The 17,650-nt window shown below is 63.9% G+C and carries 16 protein-coding genes; 12 read left to right on the forward strand and 4 right to left on the reverse strand.

What is annotated here, in order from left to right:
• The first annotated feature begins 1 nt into the window (after position 1).
• The 7 genes from RT662_RS04315 to RT662_RS04345 all read left to right on the forward strand — a co-directional run bounded on the left by RT662_RS04315 (position 2) and on the right by RT662_RS04345 (position 6,448).
• Entirely contained in the window at positions 2-844 is an 843-nt protein-coding gene (locus RT662_RS04315; RefSeq protein ID WP_313669456.1) for a class III extradiol dioxygenase subunit beta, read from the forward strand.
• Positions 841-1,797 carry a Gfo/Idh/MocA family oxidoreductase gene (locus RT662_RS04320; RefSeq protein WP_313669457.1) on the forward strand — a complete coding sequence of 319 codons (957 nt, stop codon included), beginning with the start codon at positions 841-843 and terminating at the stop codon, positions 1,795-1,797. The genes RT662_RS04315 and RT662_RS04320 overlap by 4 nt, the downstream gene beginning before the upstream one ends.
• The gene (locus tag RT662_RS04325; protein ID WP_409530135.1) at positions 1,794-2,780 is read left to right on the forward strand and encodes an aldo/keto reductase; all 987 of its coding nucleotides are present in this window, start codon (positions 1,794-1,796) and stop codon (positions 2,778-2,780) included. The genes RT662_RS04320 and RT662_RS04325 overlap by 4 nt, the downstream gene beginning before the upstream one ends.
• Before the next feature lie 68 nt (positions 2,781-2,848).
• The gene (locus RT662_RS04330) at positions 2,849-3,493 is read left to right on the forward strand and encodes a TetR family transcriptional regulator (RefSeq protein WP_313669459.1); all 645 of its coding nucleotides are present in this window, start codon (positions 2,849-2,851) and stop codon (positions 3,491-3,493) included.
• A 225-nt stretch (positions 3,494-3,718) separates the two neighbouring features.
• Entirely contained in the window at positions 3,719-4,597 is an 879-nt protein-coding gene (locus RT662_RS04335; protein WP_313669461.1) for an alpha/beta hydrolase, read from the forward strand.
• Positions 4,594-6,168: a carboxylesterase family protein gene (locus RT662_RS04340; protein WP_313669463.1), complete on the forward strand. Its 1,575-nt coding sequence runs from the start codon at positions 4,594-4,596 to the stop codon at positions 6,166-6,168. Before RT662_RS04335 ends, RT662_RS04340 begins: the two co-directional genes overlap by 4 nt.
• Positions 6,161-6,448, forward strand: coding sequence for a cytochrome c (locus tag RT662_RS04345; protein WP_313669464.1), 288 nt, complete (start codon positions 6,161-6,163; stop codon positions 6,446-6,448). The genes RT662_RS04340 and RT662_RS04345 overlap by 8 nt, the downstream gene beginning before the upstream one ends.
• An 11-nt stretch (positions 6,449-6,459) precedes the next feature.
• Here RT662_RS04345 and RT662_RS04350 read toward each other — a convergent pair whose 3' ends face one another.
• Positions 6,460-8,469 (reverse strand): pyrroloquinoline quinone-dependent dehydrogenase, encoded by a 2,010-nt coding sequence (locus tag RT662_RS04350; protein ID WP_313669465.1) that lies wholly within the window; start codon positions 8,467-8,469, stop codon positions 6,460-6,462.
• Positions 8,470-8,607: 138 nt separating this feature from the next.
• Here RT662_RS04350 and RT662_RS04355 point away from each other — a divergent pair, with 138 nt between their 5' ends.
• The 5 genes from RT662_RS04355 (at position 8,608) to RT662_RS04375 (ending at position 16,164) form a co-directional block, all read left to right on the forward strand.
• Positions 8,608-9,048: a type II 3-dehydroquinate dehydratase gene (locus RT662_RS04355; protein ID WP_303779124.1), complete on the forward strand. Its 441-nt coding sequence runs from the start codon at positions 8,608-8,610 to the stop codon at positions 9,046-9,048.
• Positions 9,048-10,307, forward strand: coding sequence for an MFS transporter (locus tag RT662_RS04360; RefSeq protein WP_313669467.1), 1,260 nt, complete (start codon positions 9,048-9,050; stop codon positions 10,305-10,307). Before RT662_RS04355 ends, RT662_RS04360 begins: the two co-directional genes overlap by 1 nt.
• 90 nt (positions 10,308-10,397) lie before the next feature.
• Complete coding sequence (locus RT662_RS04365; protein ID WP_313669468.1) at positions 10,398-13,394, forward strand: TonB-dependent receptor domain-containing protein; 2,997 nt, start codon at positions 10,398-10,400, stop codon at positions 13,392-13,394.
• Between the two features lie 35 nt (positions 13,395-13,429).
• A complete protein-coding gene (locus RT662_RS04370) occupies positions 13,430-14,296 on the forward strand; it encodes a shikimate dehydrogenase (protein WP_409530136.1) in 867 nt (288 codons plus the stop codon).
• Positions 14,293-16,164 carry a TIM barrel protein gene (locus tag RT662_RS04375; RefSeq protein WP_313669471.1) on the forward strand — a complete coding sequence of 624 codons (1,872 nt, stop codon included), beginning with the start codon at positions 14,293-14,295 and terminating at the stop codon, positions 16,162-16,164. The genes RT662_RS04370 and RT662_RS04375 overlap by 4 nt, the downstream gene beginning before the upstream one ends.
• A 3-nt stretch (positions 16,165-16,167) precedes the next feature.
• On the opposite strand, the gene RT662_RS04380 is transcribed toward RT662_RS04375, so the two are convergent.
• The 3 genes from RT662_RS04380 to RT662_RS04390 form a co-directional block, all read right to left on the reverse strand.
• Entirely contained in the window at positions 16,168-17,079 is a 912-nt protein-coding gene (locus tag RT662_RS04380) for a ThuA domain-containing protein (protein WP_313669473.1), read from the reverse strand.
• A gap of 119 nt (positions 17,080-17,198) precedes the next feature.
• Positions 17,199-17,333: a hypothetical protein gene (locus RT662_RS04385; RefSeq protein WP_313669474.1), complete on the reverse strand. Its 135-nt coding sequence runs from the start codon at positions 17,331-17,333 to the stop codon at positions 17,199-17,201.
• Positions 17,334-17,357: 24 nt separating this feature from the next.
• Positions 17,358-17,591, reverse strand: coding sequence for a DUF4113 domain-containing protein (locus RT662_RS04390; RefSeq protein WP_313669475.1), 234 nt, complete (start codon positions 17,589-17,591; stop codon positions 17,358-17,360).
• Between the last annotated feature and the right edge of the window lie 59 nt (positions 17,592-17,650).

Genomic DNA, 17,650 nt, shown 5'->3' on the forward strand with positions numbered 1-17,650 from the left:
CATGGCGCGCATCACCAACGGATTGGCCACCAGCCATGTGCCCGCGATCGGCGTCGCCATGGATCTGGGCAAGACCGATGAACCCTATTGGCAGCCGGTGTTTGCCGGATATGACTGGACGCGCCAATGGCTGGCGCAGACGAAGCCCGACGTGATCATTCTGGTGTACAATGATCATGCGTCGGCGTTCGACATGAAGATCATCCCGACCTTTGCCATCGGCTGCGGCGAGCGGTTCAAGCCGGCGGACGAAGGCTGGGGGCCGCGGCCGGTGCCCGATGTGATCGGCCACCCCGAACTGGCATGGCACATCGCCCAAAGCCTGATTCTGGACGAATTCGACATGACGATCATCAACGAGATGGACGTGGATCACGGCCTGACCGTGCCATTGTCCGCCTGTTTCGGGGCTTTGCCGGAATGGCCGGCCAAGGTGATTCCGCTGGCAGTGAACGTCGTCACCTATCCGCCACCATCGGGCAACCGCTGCTGGGCGCTGGGCGAGGCGATTGCCCGTGCCGTGGCCAGTTTCCCGGAAGATCTGAACGTGCAGGTGTGGGGCACCGGCGGCATGAGCCACCAGATTCAGGGCCCGCGCGCCGGCCTGATCAACCGCGAATGGGACAATCGCTTTCTGGACGGGATGGTGGGCGACAGCGACCATCTGCGCCGTATTCCGCACATCGAATATCTGCGCGAAACCGGCAGCGAAGGCATTGAAATGGTGATGTGGCTGATCATGCGCGGCGCGCTGGGCCGCGCCACGCGGGCGCTGCACCGCCATTATCACGTGCCGGCATCGAACACCGCTGTCGGCCATATCGTTCTGGAGCCTGTTACATGAGTGTGAAACCCCTTCGCATCGCGCTTGCCGGTGCCGGCGCCTTTGGCGAAAAGCATCTGGATGCGTTGAAACTGATCGACGGTGTTAGCGTCACCTCGCTGGTGGGCCGGCGGCTGGAGCCGACGCAGGACATTGCAGCAAAATATGGCATCGGCCACGCTTGCACTGATCTGGCCGACAGCCTGGCGCGTGACGATGTCGATGCCGTCATCCTGTGCACCCCCACCCAGATGCATGCGGCGCAGGCGCTGCAGTGCATGGCGGCAGGCAAGCATGTGCAAGTCGAAATCCCGTTGGCCGACAGCTTGGCCGATGCCGAAGCGGTTGCCGCGATGCAGCAGCAGACCGGGCTGGTCTGCATGGTGGGTCACACCCGCCGATTTAACCCCAGCCACCAATGGGTTCGCCAGCGCATCACGGCGGGCGAATTCGCCATCCAGCAGATGGACGTGCAGACCTATTTCTTTCGCCGCCAGAACATGAATGCCAAGGGCCAAGCACGCAGCTGGACCGATCATCTGTTGTGGCACCACGCCGCCCACACGGTTGATCTGTTTGCCTATCAGACCGGCGAAGCGGTGGTGGCGGCCAATGTGCTGGCCGGGCCGCTGCACCCGGAACTCGGCATCGCCATGGATATGTCCATCCAGCTGAAATCGGCGGGCGGCGCGATCTGCACCCTCTCGCTCAGTTTCAACAACGACGGACCATTGGGCACGTTTTTCCGCTACATCGGCACCACCGGTACCTATCTGGCGCGGTATGATGATCTGTTCACCGGCAAGGATGAACGGATCGATGTGAGCGGTGTGGACGTATCGATGAACGGCATCGAATTGCAGGATCGGGAATTCGTTGCGGCCATCCGCGAAGGCCGCGAGCCCAATGCTTCGGTGGCGCAGGTGCTGCCATGCTATCGCACCCTGCACGCACTGGAGCAGCAACTGGGATGATGGTTCGCACGATTGCTGGCCGCAGCGTCCGCCCGGTGGGGCTGGGCTGCATGAACCTGTCCCACGCCTATGGCACCCCGCCGGACCGGGAGCAGGGGGCGCGGTTGCTGCACGCCGCGCTCGATGCCGGTTATGATTTTCTGGATACGGCCGCGCTGTATGGCTTTGGCGGCAACGAAACGCTGATCGGCGAAACGTTGGCGGGGCGACGCGGCGAATATCTGCTGGCCAGCAAATGCGGCATGGCCGGGGTGGACGGAAAACGCGTCATTGATGGCCGGCCGGCGACCATCACGGCCACGGTGGAGGCCTCGCTGCGGCGGCTGAACACCGATGTGATTGACCTGCTGTATCTGCATCGCCGGGATTTTGCCGTGCCGATCGAAGAGACGGTGGGGGCGATGGCCGCCCTGGTGCAGGCCGGCAAGGTGCGGATGATTGGCCTGTCCGAAATTTCGGCCACCACGTTGCGCGCCGCGCACGCCGTGCACCCCATTGCGGCCGTGCAGAGTGAATATTCGCTGTGGAGCCGCGAGGCGGAACTGGGTGTGCTGGATGCATGTGCCGATATTGGCGCCGCGTTCGTGGCGTTCAGCCCGCTGGGCCGCGGATTTCTGTCGGGCTCGGTGGATGCGGACAGCGCCTTCGAACGCGGCGATATCCGGGCCGGCATGCCCCGCTTTCAGGGGGAGGCGCGGCAGCATAATGCGCGGCTGGCCGGGCAATTGGCGCTGCTGGCGGCCGAAGCCGGTTGCACGCCGGCGCAATTGTGCCTGGGCTGGGTGCTGGCGCGCGGCAGCCATGTGCTCGCCATTCCCGGCACGACCAGGCTGCGCCATGCCACCGACAATCTGGCGGCGGCTGATCTGACGCTGGACGATGCCCTGCTGGCAGCGGCGGAGGCGATTTTTGCCGGCGGCGCGGTGATCGGCGAGCGCTATCCAGCGGCAACCTATGCAGAGATCGATACCGAGCGCAGGTGAACAGGCTCTTGCGCGCGGCGGTTACTTGCAGCTAACCACGGGTAAACTTGCACGAAAGGTGCCCCCGTGTGACCGACGCTGCAGCCAAGAATGGCCGCCTGCATGACGCAGATGCCACGCGCGCTGATATTTTGCGCGTGGCCGCCACCGAATTTTCCGCCAAGGGGCTGGCCGGCGCGCGCATTGACGAGATCGCCGAAAAGACCCGCAGTTCCAAGCGGATGATCTATTATTACTTTGGCAGCAAGGAAGAGCTTTATCGCGCCGTGCTGGAGCAATCCTATGGCGGCATCCGCGAAGCCGAGGCAGACCGGCATTTCGAGGAAATGCCGGCGCTTGAAGCGCTGCGCGCCCACGTCGAACACACGCTGGATTATCACCTTGCCCACCCCGAATTCGTTCGACTGGTCATGAACGAGAATATTCACCACGCCGAACATCTGGGCGGTGTGGAGGGCATAAGCGAGCGCAACCGCCGTGTGGTGGCATCGATGCAGGCCATTATCGACAAGGGGATGGCCGAAGGCACGTTCCGCGACGGCCTGGACCCGTTGGAACTGCATCTGCAGGTTTCGTCGCTGTGTTTCTATGTCGTTTCCAACCGCTATACGATCCGCACGATCTTTGGGCTGGACATGGCCAATCCGGAAGTGATCGCGCGCCGCCGTGACGCCATCGTGCACACGATGCTGGGGGCCGTGCGCCGCGACTGAACCACGTTTTGCAAGTGGGTCGACATGCCTTGCCGATGACAGGCGAAGCGGTTATGGACGAACTGGTTAATATAACTATCCTGGGGAGGGTGGAACATGGCCGCGACACGGCTTGCAACCGCCATAGTCATCGCGTGTGGTTTGGCCGGCGCTGCCTGTGCACAGCAACCATCGGCGCCGCGCGACCTGCCAACCGTTGGCGGCGGTCCGGCGCAGGGAGATCCGATGCCGGACCGGGCGCTCGCGTTTCCCGGCGGCGTCACGGCGCAGGCCGATGTCATTTTTTCCACCGTAAACGGCTTTCGGCCGCTGCGGCTTGATCTGTACCGGGTGGCCGGAGCGGCGCCCAAGCCGTTGGTGATCTATGTTCACGGCGGCGGCTGGGTGGCAGGGCACACGCGGGCAGCCGGTGCCATCACTGATTTTCCCTCTGCACTGGCAGGCCTGGCCCGCGAAGGTTTTGTAACGGTCAGCCTGGAATATCGGCTTGCCGGCGAAGCGCCACACCCGGCGCAATTGCAGGATCTGCGCGCCGCCATCCGTTATTTGAAGGCCAATGCCGGCAAATACGGCATCGATCCCACCCGCATCGCGCTGTGGGGCGGTTCGGCGGGCGGGCATCTGGCAGCATTGGCGGCCACGTCTTGCCGCGATGCCAGCCTGGATGCCAAAACGGGGCAGCCGGCGGGCGACACCTGCGTGCAGGCCGCTGCCATCTGGTATGGCGTGTTCGATTTCGCGCCGATCCTTGCGCGGCAGGCGCAGCCCGGCGCGCCGGCAGCCGAAAATCAGTTGCTGCGCTGCACGCCAGCCAACTGCCCGCCATCCCGCGTAGCAAACGCCAGCCCGGCGCATTATTTCAGCCGCAACGATCCGCCATTCCTTCTGATCCACGGTATCAACGACCGCACCGTGCCAGTGGAGCAATCACGGATCGCAGAAGCCGGCCTGAAGGCAAATGGCGTGCCGGTGCAGTCGATCTATATCCCGGATGTGGACCACAGCTTTATCGGCAAGGACGCGGCGACCACCCACACCGCCACCATGACGGCGGTCAACGCCACTTTCGATTTCTTCCATGCCACCCTTGGAGGCCAAAAATGACACGCGTTGCCCGCATCGCTCTTGCCCTGCTGCTCGCCGCTGCCCCGGCTACGGCGCAACAGGTGTCGGTCGACACCGGCCGCCTTGCGGGACGCACCCTTGATGGCGGCGTGCAGGCCTATATGGGTGTGCCCTTCGCCGCGCCGCCAGTGCGCGAATTGCGCTGGAAGGCTCCGCAGCCAGCGGCGCAATGGCCGGGCGTGCGCGACGCCACGCAGGCCGCGCCAATGTGCCTGCAGTCCGGCCGCGGCCGCACCATGAACCATTATTTCGGCAACGAGGCGGTGTCGGAAGATTGCCTCTATCTCAACATCTGGACACCGCCCGGCGCGCCACCGCCCGGCGGCTGGCCGGTTGTCGTGTGGATCTATGGTGGGGCCTTCAGCGTGGGCTCCACTTCGATGGCCAATTATTCCGGGGCCAATCTTGCGAAGAAAGGCGTTGTCCAGGTCAACATCGCCTATCGCGTTGGGCCGCTCGGTTTCCTCGCCCACCCGGAACTCACCCGCGAAGGTGGCGGCCACAGCGGCAATTATGGTCTGATGGACCAGATCGCCGGCCTCCAGTGGGTACAGCGCAACATTGCGGCTTTTGGCGGCAATCCCGGCAGTGTGACCATATCCGGCCAGTCAGCGGGATCGATGTCGGTCGGCACGCTGCAGATGTCGCCGCTGGCCAAGGGCCTGTTCCACCGCGTGGTGGGCATGAGCGGCAGCCCGATGCGCCCGCGCGGCGCCGTGCCGCTTCCCGAAGCGGAGGCCCAGGGCGTGGCTTTGCAGAAAGCACTGGGGACAAATGGCATCGAAGCCATGCGCGACTTGCCCGGCGATCGCGTGTTGGCCGGCGCTGCTGGCGTGCCGCGCGACGCGCTGGTGGCCGATGGCCATGTGCTGACCGGTGATGCCAAGGCGACCTATGCTGCCGGCGCGCAGAGCAAGGTGCCGGTGCTCATCGGCTTCACCAACGACGAAGCCTTTGCCAGTTTGGGCCAGGTGAAGACCAAGGCCCAGTTCCAGGCCGCTGTGCGCGCCCGCTTCGGCAAGCAGGCTGATGCTGTGCTGGACAGCTATGCTCCCAAGACCGAAGCCGATCTCTATCGTTCGCTCAACGATCTGCAACGCGACATGAGCATTGGACAGCAGGTGATGGGCTGGGCCACCGCTCAGGCGAATGCCGGCAGCCCTGCTTATGTCTGGCAGTTTGCGCGCCGCCAACCCTATGCATCGGGCATCCGCTTTGCCGATCATGATGCGGCCACGGCCGGCGCCTATCACACCGGCGACGTGCCATACTGGTTCCAGACTTTGGACAGCCTGAACATGTTCCGCACGACGCGGGTATGGACGGCGGCGGACCGGGCGCTGGCCGATCAGATGTCGGACATGCTGGTGCGCTTTGCCCGCGGCGACGCGCCGGCGGCGAATTGGCCGCAATTTGATCCAGCAAAGCCCCAGTTGATGTGGTTGGATCTGGAGTCGCGCGCCATGGATTGGCCCAAGGCGGCGCTGGTAGCCCGGCTCAATCCCAAACCGGCACCGCGCGTGTCGGCGACTAGGCGGGCGCGTGATTAAGTATCTGCCTTTTGTCCCGTTGGTGCTTGCGGCCGCGATCAGCGCTGCGGCCGCACAGGATGCGAAGCCCGATCTGTCGTTGCTGCCGGCCGGGCCGGGGCGTGAGCTGGTCGGCGCGAAATGCGGCACCTGCCACGCGATTGCCATCGTGGTCGGACAACGCCGAGATCGCGCTGCTTGGGAACAGGCCATTGATCAGATGATCGGCCGCGGTGCCGAGGTCAGCGATGCCGAATATGACGCCATCGCCGCCTATCTGGGCACGCATTTCGCGCCCTGATCGGCGGCATCTTAGTTCGGCAGGGCAAACGCCATCACCACATCGCTGGCCAACGGGCTGTCGAGGAAGCTGCCACCGGTGGCGGTGACCACCACATATTGCCGGCCATCCTTGCCGCGATAGGTGGCAGGCGTGGCGTGGGCGGCGGCGGGCAGCTTGTATTCCCACAGCATCTTGCCGGTGGCGCTCTCAAAAGCCCGGAAGCGGCCATCGTCGCTCGCGCCGATGAAGGTCAGGCCCGACGCCGTGCTGATCGGCCCGCCGATATTGGGCCGGCCGGTCAGGCGCTTGCCTTCGGGCAGTTCATCAGTCACGCCCAGCGGCACGGACCAGGCGATCTTGCCGGTTTGCGCATCGATTGCCGACAGGCGGCCCCACGGCGGCTGTTGGCACATCAATTTGGTGCCGGGCAGCTGGAAACGGCCACTCACCGGGCCGCGCTCCACCGGCAGCGGGCCTTTTGACGGCACCAGCGCCGTCACCTGCCCCAGTTCAGACGTGTTGACGATGATCAGGCCCTTGTCGGCCGCCAGCGTGCCGCCGCCCCAGTTGGCACCGCCCTGCAGGCCGGGAAAGCTGATGGTCACCTCGTTGAAGCCCACAGGCACATAAAGCCCGCCAGAAACCATGTTGTTCTTGGTGACCCATTCTGTGCAGGCGCTTTTCAGTTCGGGCGTCACGTCGGCAATGTCGGCCATGGTGAAGCTGGTGCGCACCAGCGGCGGCGTCACCTGCGGAATGGGCTGGGTGGGCGAGGTGACTTCGCCGGGCACCTTGCTGGCCGGGAAGCGCTGTTCCTTCACCGGGAAGATCGGTTTGCCCGTGGTGCGGTCAAGAATGAAGACCAGGCTGTTCTTCGACACCACGGCCACCGCCGGGATGGTGCGGCCGCGCATTTTCACGTCGAACAGCAACGGCGGCGCCTGCAGATCATTGTCCCAGATATCGTGGTGGACGATCTGATAATGCCACAGCGGTTTGCCGGTGGCGGCATCGGCGGCAACCAAGGTGGTGCTGAACAGATTGTCCCCGGGCCGGTCTCCGCCGAACCGATCGAAACTGGGCGCTGCGAACGGCATGTAGACAATGCCGCGCGCGCTATCGACGGTCATGAAGCCCCAGACATTGGTGCCGGAACGCGCCTCGGCCCCATCCTTGCCCGCCGCGTCCTTGCCCCATGTCTCGCGATAGGGCTCTCCGGCGCGCGGCACGCTGTGGAAGGTCCACACCAATTTGCCGGTGCGGGCATCCCAGGCGCGCACGTCGCCGGCGGCACCGCGCGGCGGGAATTCCTGCACGGCCGATCCGGTGATCACCAGATCCTTCCAGACGATCGGCGGGGAGGTCATGCCATATTGGCGGCTTTCCAGCCCGTTCATCACCTCGGGCGTCTTCATGTTGACAACGCCGCCCGTGCCGAACCCGGCAACCGGCTGCCCGGTGCGGGCATCCAGTGCATAGAGCCTGCCATCGCGCGTGCCGAAAAACAGCCGCGGCGGCGTGGCGGCATCACCCGGCCAATATTCAACGCCGCGCAAGGATGGCTGGCCGGGACCGGGGATCGGCGTCGCCCAGATTTCGCGCCCCGTATCGGGTTCCAGCGCCACCACCCGGCCGTAAGGCGTGGTGGTATACATCACGCCATCGATGATCAGCGGGGTGGACTGCGATCCGGCAAAACGGCTGCGCTGACGGCTGAAGGCCCCGCCACCGGGAGCACCGCCGGGAGGCGCACCGGAAGCCGCACCGGGAGGAGGGCCTGACGCTTCTGCAGCGCGCTGGGCCACGGCGGCGGCGTCTACCGGTGCAGCATCAAGGCTGGCGGGGCGCATATGATAGGTCCAGGCCGGCGCGAGGCGCGCAACATTGGCCGGATTGATCTGATCGAGCGGCGAGTGACGCTGGCCGCCCTTGTCGCGGCCATAAGTGGGCCAATCTGCAGCAGGATCGGCATGCGCGGGGGCCAGGACTGGGGAGACGCCGACAGCAAGCCCGGCCAACAGCATCGAAACGCGGCGCATTGCCAATCCCTTTCAGTTTTTATATGAACCAGTTCGTACACAACCGGGCGACAGACCACAAGCCTTGCGACTTGCCCAAAGCGCTCGCGTGCGGGCAGGTGGGCCGGGCAACCAGATGGCAACCTGCAGGGGATGATGATGACGGCAGCAATCCACGTCTTGAACGGACCCAACCTCAATTTGCTGGGGGAGCGCGAGCCCGAGATTTATGGCCGCGATACGCTGGCCGATGTCGAGGCGCTGTGCCGTGCTGCGGCTGGCGATCTGCCGCTCATTTTCCGCCAGACCAACAACGAACATGAAATGGTGGAATGGGTGCAGTCCGCCCGCAAGGGACAGATCGGCATTGCCATCAATCCGGCCGCCTTCACCTATGCCGGCTATCCCATTCTGGATGCGCTGAAGATGGTCGATTGCCCGGTGATCGAAGTGCACATCAGCAATATTCATCGCCGCGAAGCCGAATGGCGCAGCAAATCGATCATGACGCAGGTGGTAACCGGAATCATTTCCGGGCTGGGCGTGGCGGGATATGGCCTTGCCGTGCAGGATCTTGCTCGCCGCTGGGCGCAGGGTTGATGCAGCCGACACGCGCCCGGTTCGGCATCCTCGCGCTGATTTCAGCGGCGACGATGCTCAACTATCTGGATCGCAGCGTGCTGGGCGTTGCCAAACCGGCATTGACGGCGGAATTGCAGATCGGCCCGGAAGTCATGGGCCTGATTTTCTCGGCATTTTCGTGGACCTATGCGCTGGCACAGGTGCCAGGCGGTTTCGTGCTCGACAAATTCGGCACCCGCATCACCTATGGCCTGTCACTGTTTCTGTGGTCGGCGGCGACGGCGCTGCATGGCTTGGCCAGCGGCGTGGCCGGGCTGCTGGGTGCGCGGCTGGCGCTGGGGCTGGCGGAAAGCCCGTGTTTTCCGGCCAACAGCCGGGTTCTGGCCAGTTGGTTCCCGCAGGGTGAACGCGCGCGGGCCAACAGCGTTTATGCCGTGGGCCAGTATATCGGTCTGGGGTTGCTGATTCCGGTGCTGGGCTGGATCGTGGCTACCTGGGGCTGGCGGTCGCTGTTCTGGCTGGTGGGCGGCATCGGCGTGGTGTTTTCCGGGGTGTGGTTCTTGTATTACCGCGAACCGCAAGACAGCCGTGCCAACGCTGCCGAACTGGCCATGATCGAAGCAGGCGGCGGGCTATCCACCTTGCAGGCGCCGCCCTTCAGCTGGGCGCTGTTGGGCCGCCTTATCCGCAAACGGCAGGTGTTGGGCGCGTCCATCGGACAGTTTTGCGGCAACAGCACGCTGGTGTTCTTCCTCACCTGGTTTCCCAGTTATCTGGCAGACGAGCGCGGCATGGATTTCCTGAAATCCGGCTGGGCGGCGGCTCTGCCATATCTGGCGGCAAGTGTCGGCGTGCTGGTCGGCGGGCAGATTTCGGATTGGCTGATTCGCCGAACCGGTTCGGCAACGCTGGGCCGCAAGCTGCCGATCATAGCCGGGCTGCTGCTCACCTCCACAATGGTCGGCGCGAATTTCACCGACAGCAACGACATGGTGATTGCCATCATGAGCCTGGCGTTTTTCGGGCAGGGCATGGTCAATCTGGGTTGGACACTGATCACCGATGTAGCGCCGCGCGAAGCGGTGGGCGTGACCGGCGGGCTGTTCAGCCTGTGTGCGAATGTGGCTGGCATCGTTACCCCGCTGGTGATCGGCTTCATCGTGGGCGCCACCGGCAGCTTCTATGGCGCACTGGCCTATATTGCCGCGCTTGGGCTGGTGGGCGCTGCCGCCTATGTTTTCGTGGTTGGTCCGGTGGTGCGGGTTTCGCTCGACTGAGCCGGGCCGAACTTGACGCGCAAAGCACACACCGATAACGAACGCACTAGTTGGTTCATAAAAAACGTGACCACTGCTGGGGAGGATATCATGACCGTTTCTACACGCCTGCTGCCGCAGGTCTCGCTCTTGGCGATTGCCGCCACGCTGGCGTTTCCACAAATCTCTGCCGCCCGCGCGGCCGAAGGCCAGCAGAGCGGCGACGCCGCTGCGGAAGAAAAAGCAGAGGCAGCAGAAATTGTCGTTACCGGCTCCAGCCTCAAGGGCGTGGCGCCCGTCGGCTCCAATCTGATCAGCGTGAGCGCCGATGCCATCGAAAAGACCAACGCGCAGACCGTGCAGCAGATCCTGCGCTCGGTGCCGGCGGTGGTCGGCCTCGGCTCGGCGGGCCAGGGCTCGTTCAACTCCGCCTCGCAATCCGGCACCAACGCGCCGACCATCCATGGTCTGGGCGGTTCGGCGTCCAACTCCACGCTCAACATCGTTGATGGCCACCGTATCCCGCTTTCGGGCGTGAACCACAGCCTGGGCGATCCCAACATGGTGCCGGTCACCATGATCGAACGGGTCGAAGTGCTGGCGGAAGGCGCCTCGTCAATCTACGGCTCCGATGCCGTGGCCGGGGTCATCAACTTCATCACCCGCCGCAAGTTTGACGGTCTCCAGACGTCGGGCCAAATGGGCTTTGGCGACGATTATCGCACCTATCAGGTCGGCTTCGTCGCTGGCACCAGCTGGGAAAACGGCTGGGTGACGGTGGGCTACAACTATTCCGACCGGTCGCGCCTGAAAACCGCCAGCCGCTCGTTCCTGGGCGCCGATCAGCGCCAGCGGGCGGCCGATGCCGGGCTGGATGTGTCCAGCGCCACCGCGCAGAACCGCGCCAATTTTTCCAGCTTCAACTGCGATCCGGCCAGCGTGCAGCCGGGTGGCACCACCACCATCTTCCGCTTTGCCAATGGCAGTTATGGCAATCCAGTGAGCAACGCGCAGTCCAATGCCTTCTGCGACATCAACCAGATCGGCGATCAACTGCCTGAAGAGCGCCGCCATAATGTGATGATGAAGGCCGAACAGCAGGTTGGCGACAAGCTGACCATCGGCGGCGACATCCTCTATTCGAACCGCAAGAACAACCAGCAGGTGTCCCGCGGCCAGGGCGGCACCGGCGGCGGCGCGGTGCTGGCCACCGTGTTTGGCCCGGGCAGCACGCCGGCCGGCGGTGCCGGGCAGATCAACCCCTTCTATGTCGCCATGCCGGGCCAGACCTCGACCACCCAGCAGATCCGTTTCTCCGGCGATGAACTGTTCGGGCCGGGTGCGGAAATCAATTCGGGTGAAGAGCATTTCTTCGTCAATGCCCGCGCCGAATATGAGCTGACCGACGCCTGGAGCATTTCGGCGCTGGCGCTGATCGGCAATTCGAGCAGCTTCGTGCGGGATACCGGCCGGCTCAACCAGTCGGCGGCTTTGCTGGCGCTGAATGGCACCACCAACCAAGGCGGTAGCCTGACCACGATTTCGGTGCCGGCCACCGGCGTGATCGTCACGCAATTGCCGCTTACCACGGCCAACGCGCTGGATGTGTGGAACATCGGCACGGCTAACCGCACCTCTGCGGCGGTGCGCGCCCGGCTGACCGACACCACCACCTATCGCTTCACCCGCCAGGGCATCCAGAATTATCGCTTGCAGGCAGCCGGCGAGCTGTTCGATCTGCCGGGCGGTGCCGTGCAGGTGGCCGTGGGCGGCGAATATATCGGCTACACCATCCGCCAGAATGCCGCGTTCGCCAACGGCACCGGGCCATCGAGCAGCGGTTCGACCACGATCAACCTCGATTACAGCCGCAACGTGAAGGCCGCCTATGCCGAAGTGCTGCTGCCCTTCATCGGCCCGGAACAGGAAATCCCCGGCATCTACAAGCTGGAGCTGAACTTGGCCGGGCGCGTCGATGAATATTCGGATTTCGGTTCGACCACCAATCCCAAGATCGCAGCAAGCTGGGAACCGGTGCGCGGCATCCGCGTGCGCGGCAACTGGTCCAAGAGCTTCGTGGCACCGGCACTGACCAGCTTCGGCGCCGACGGTCGCGGCACCACCGCCGAAACCTCGATCGCTGGCGGTCCGGCCAACCTGGCGGTGCCGATTGCCGCCTATCCGGGCGTGAACACCATTCCCGGCATCGCCTGCACCACCACCGCCTGCACCGTGGGCACGCCCACCATCCAGGGCCTGCAGATCAATGGCGGCAACAGCGATCTGGTCGCGCAAAAGGGCACCAGCTGGGCGCTGGGTGTGGATTTCACCCCCAGTTTCGCGCCAGGTTTGCGCCTGTCGGCCACCTTCTGGAACAATGAATTCACCGGCGGCGTCACGGCGCCGGCGTCGGGCTCGGCGGTCAACATCACCGGCCTGCAGCCGCTGCTGCAGATCTTCCCGAATGGTGCCACCCCGGCACAGTTGGCGGAAATCATCGGCAACCGGCCGCTGACCACCACCATCCCGGGCAGCGTGCGCTACGTCTATGATTTCCGGCAGCGCAACGTACTGAACCTGAAGGTGCAGGGCATCGATGCCGATGTCCGCTACAGCCGCTCCGCCGATTGGGGCAGCTACAGCGTGGGCGCCGCCATGTCGCTGAAGACCAAGTTCGACCAGAACTTCGGCGGCGGTCCGACCTTCTCGGTGCTGAACACCACCGGCTTCAACGGCACCTTCCCGTCGATCAGGCTCGATCTGCGCGGTGATGTCGGCGTGAAGGTCGGCGATTTCGCAGTCGACCTGTTCGTCAACCACACTGGCGGCTATCGCAACTTCAGCGGCAACGCCATCAACCCGGTGGTGTCGGTGGGCGGCGTGCCAACGGGTGCCGGCGGCGATCCGGTGAAGGCCTACACCACCTTCGACACGCACTTGGCTTACACCTTGCCCGAAGGCTGGATGAAGGACGGCGAAGTGTTCCTGGACGTGCAGAACCTGTTCAACGTGAAACCGTCGTTCTACAACAATGCGCAGGGCTATGACACGTTTGCTGGCAACCCGATCCTGCGGGTCATCAGCGTCGGCGTACGGACCCGGTTCTGATTGTGGAAGGGGCGAACGCAGCAGCGATGGCAGAGATGGTGACCAGAAGCCCACATCTGGTCGGCTTGATTGGCCGCGATATCGGTGCCTCGCGTTCGCCCTGGCTGCATGAAGGCGAAGCCCGCGCGCAGGGGCTTCGCCTGCTGTATATGCTGTTCGACTTCGCCCAGCGCGGCTGGAGCGAGGCTGATTTGCCGCGCCTGCTGGCCGCACTCCACACGGTGGGTGCGGCGGGATGTAACGTGACTTATCCCTACAAGCAGGCGGTTATCGGCCTTCTCGACGAATTGTCGCCACAGGCGCGCGACGTCGGGGCAGTGAACACCATCGTCCTGAAGGACGGTCGAGCCGTCGGTCACAACACCGATGTTATCGGCTTTGCCAACAGTCTTGCATGTGGGCTGGGCGACCGGCCCTACCGTACAGTGGTGCAGGTGGGCGCAGGTGGTGCGGGTGCCGCCACCGCCCACGCGCTGATGATGCATGGCGTCAATCATCTCCACCTGTTCGATATCGATAATGAGCGCGCCAGCGCGCTGGCTGGGCGGCTGCGGGCCCAGTATCCGTCACGCCGCATCAGCATCGGCGGCGATCTGGTTGTTGCCCTCGCTGCCGCCGATGGAATGGTCAATGCCACGCCGATGGGCATGGCCAAGATGCCCGGTCTTCCCGTCCCGGCCGAAAGCCTGGGCCCGCACCTGTGGTTGACCGATATCGTCTATGTGCCGCTGGAAACGGCGCTTGTGGCTGAAGGTCGGCGCCGGGGCTGCACGGTGATCGATGGCAGTGCCATGGTGATCGGTCAGGCGGCTGCCGCCTTCGCCCTGTTGACCGGCTGCACCGCTGACCTCATCCGCATGCGCGCGAGCTTTGATCAGTTCGCGCCGGCCAAGGCCGCATGAAGCGTTCAATCGCCACCGTGTCGCTCAGCGGCACGCTGGAGCAAAAGCTGGCTGCCGTCGCAGCCGCCGGTTTTCAAGGTGTCGAGATTTTCGAAACCGATCTCATCACCTTTCCAGGTCGTCCGCGCGATGTCGCCGCCATCGCCGCTGACCTTGGTCTCACCATCACGTTGTTCCAGCCCTTCCGCGATCTGGAAGCCATGCCGGAACCGCAACGCACCCGGGCGTTCGAGCGCATGGAGCGCAAGTTCGACGTGATGGCCGAACTGGGCGCGCCGCTTGTCTTGCTGTGCTCGAACTGCTCGCCGCTCGCCCTGCCTGATCGGGCGCGCATGATCGCCGATCTCCATGAACTGGGCGACCGCGCCGCCGCGCGCGGGCTCAAGGTCGGCTATGAAGCGTTGGCGTGGGGGCTGCATGTCAACGACCATCGCGAGGCGTGGGCACTGGTGCGCGATACCGATCATCCGGCAATCGGCCTGATCCTCGATACCTTCCACTCCCTTTCGCGCAACATCCCTTCGAGCAGCATTGGCGACATCCGGCCCGAAAAACTGTTTCTGGTCCAGGTTGCCGATGCACCCCGGCTCGACATGGACTTGCTGCAATGGAGCCGGCATTTTCGCTGCATGCCTGGCCAAGGCGATTTGGCCGTCACCGATTGGGCCGAAGCAATCTGGCGTACCGGCTATGACGGCTGGTGGAGCCTGGAGATCTTCAACGACCGCTTCCGCGCCGGTTCAGCCAGCAGTGTCGCGCAGGATGGCAACCGCTCGCTGCTGGCGCTACACGACGCTGTGGCAAGGCGCCCGCGCAGCCCGCTCACGCCCCAGATACCGCCGCCAGTGCACAGCGAGCGCATGGCTTTCATCGAATTTGCTGCGAGCCACGAAGAGGCGGCCGCTTTGGGACAGATGCTCGCGGCGCTGGGTTTTCGTGCCACCGGACGCCACCGCCGTAAGGACGTGACCCGCTGGTGTCAGGGCGACATCAACATCGTCGTCAATTCTGAACCTGAAGGCTTTGCGCACAGTTTTGACATCATGCATGGCGCTTCCGTGTGCGCTCTCGGGCTGGAAGTGGATGATGTTTCTGCTGGGCTGGAACGCGCCCGCGCCCTGGGCGTGCCGCTGTTCGAACAAGCGGTCGGGCGGGACGAGATGGAACTGCCCGGCGTGCGAGCCGTGGGCGGCAGCCTGCTGCACCTCATCGCGAAGGGTACCGAAGATGCCGTTTGGGCGCATGAGTTTCCTGTGCCAGTCGCCGCCGATCGCGATGGCCAGCCGCTCGGCCTGACGCAGATCGATCACGTCGCGCAGACGATGACGCACGAAGAGTTTCTGAGCTGGCAGCTGTTTTATGTGACGTTGTTCGGCATGACCAAGACCCCGCAGATCGACATCGCCGACACGCTGGGACTTGTGCACAGTCAGGCGGTTGAATCGCCGGGCAAAGGCATCCGCATCACCCTCAATGGCAGCCAGAGCGGGCAGACCCTCTCGTCGCGCTTTGTCCAACATTATTTCGGGGCAGGGGTGCAGCATATCGCCTTTGCCTGCCCAGACATATTCGCCGCGGCTGCGGCGGCCTCCGCCAATGGGCTCGACCTGCTGCCAATCCCGCCCAATTATTATGACGATATCGAAGCACGCTTCGGCCTCGATCCGGTGCTGGTGGATCGGCTGCGCGCGCACAATATTCTTTATGACCGGGATGGCGAGGCGGAATATTTCCAGCTCTACAGCCGCGCTTTTGCCCGCCGCGTCTTCTTCGAGGTCGTCGAGCGCCGCGCCTATCAGGGCTATGGTGCCGCCAATGCCGTGGTGCGTCTCGCCGCCCAGGCCCGCTTCAAGCCGCCCGCCGACTGAAGCCTATTTCGGGGCCGGCGTCATCGGGTGCGGGCGGGGTGCCTGGCCGCCATTGATCGCCCACTTGATGCCTTCCAGAAACAACGCCTGAACCCGCGGATCATCCCAAGCGGCATCAGGGTGGCCCAAGCCGGAATAAAATACCCTGCCTTTGCCGTACGACTTGATCCATGCCACCGGAAAATCGCCATCCTTGCGGTGAACACCGGGCAGGGTGAGATCCAGACCGCGCGTATCCAGCCGCGCAAGCACATCGACATCGGCGCGTGAATAGGGCGTCGGCAGCATCTGGTAATGTTCATCAAGCAGCACGCTGCCAGTTTTCAGCTTCTTCATCGCTGGAAAATCCGGCCGTTCCACGATGATCTTCGCGCCTGTGATGCCCCACGGGTGATTGTCGAAGTTGCCACCCAGCATCTGGCTGTATTCCGGCCAACTGACGGCGGTCGCCGTGGCGGTGTGCACACCGATAAAGCCCTTGCCGTCCTTTGCGACAAAATCCAGCAGGTCCTGCTTCTGCTGCGGAGTCATCCGGGTTTCGCCATTGGTATAAAACAGCACGGCATCGAAATAATCGAGGTTGCGGCCGCGCGCTTGCCGCGGGCCACCCTTGGCATAAGCGCCTGTGCCCCAAACTTCGCCTTTGGTCACCAGATCCGTATCGGTGCGGATGATGGAAATATACGCCCCGGTCTTTCGTCCGATCTGTTCGATAACCGATACGGCATGGCTGGATCCAATGTGGGCAGATTGGTTGCCGGTAGACAGATCGGCGATGATCAGCAGGCGCTTCTTGTCTGCATAGGGATCGCGATAGCTGCGGGGCGGGCCGGCGGGAGCCGCATTCGCCCCGGGGGCGGGTTGCTGCGCTGCTGCGCTCGCCATGGGAACGGCGGCCAGACAAATCGCGGTCATCAGCATCATCAACCGCATTGCACTACCCCTGGAATGTTCATTACACGAACTAGACCGTACAGAAAGCGACCGGGTTGCGCAACGCTTCGGCTGCTGGGTGCGGACCCGCCGCAAAAGCTTCAATTTGGCAGGCCAACGTATTTTCCTGCAGTTGCAATCTGTGCGGCACGGCTGCCGGCGATGTAGGTGAGTACAGACAGAAGCAGGATGAACCCGTCAGGCAGCGCCTCCCAAATCACCGCCTGCTGCTCCATCCATTGCCCTTGCCACCCCCATCTTCACCGAAGGGCTATCCCCCAGCGTGTCGTGAAACTGGGCGACAGCTTCTCCTGCCGGATGTGCCACTCGCCGTCCTTCTGGGCCAAGCTAAGCCTGATTGTGCCGCGGCCATGAAGGGCGTTGATCCTGTCCATCGCCTTCATGCGCGCGTCATCGGGGGCGTCGATGATATCGAATAGTGAGACTGAGGCCTGACCGGGCGCGCCCGGATCGAGCAGGAGAACGCCCGCCATTCGCCAGCTACACCCCACGCAAGGCCTTCGGCCACTTCATGGGTTGGATATTCGCGCTC

It is taken from the genome of Sandarakinorhabdus sp. (assembly GCF_032115815.1).
Classification (GTDB): Bacteria; Pseudomonadota; Alphaproteobacteria; order Sphingomonadales; family Sphingomonadaceae; genus Sandarakinorhabdus.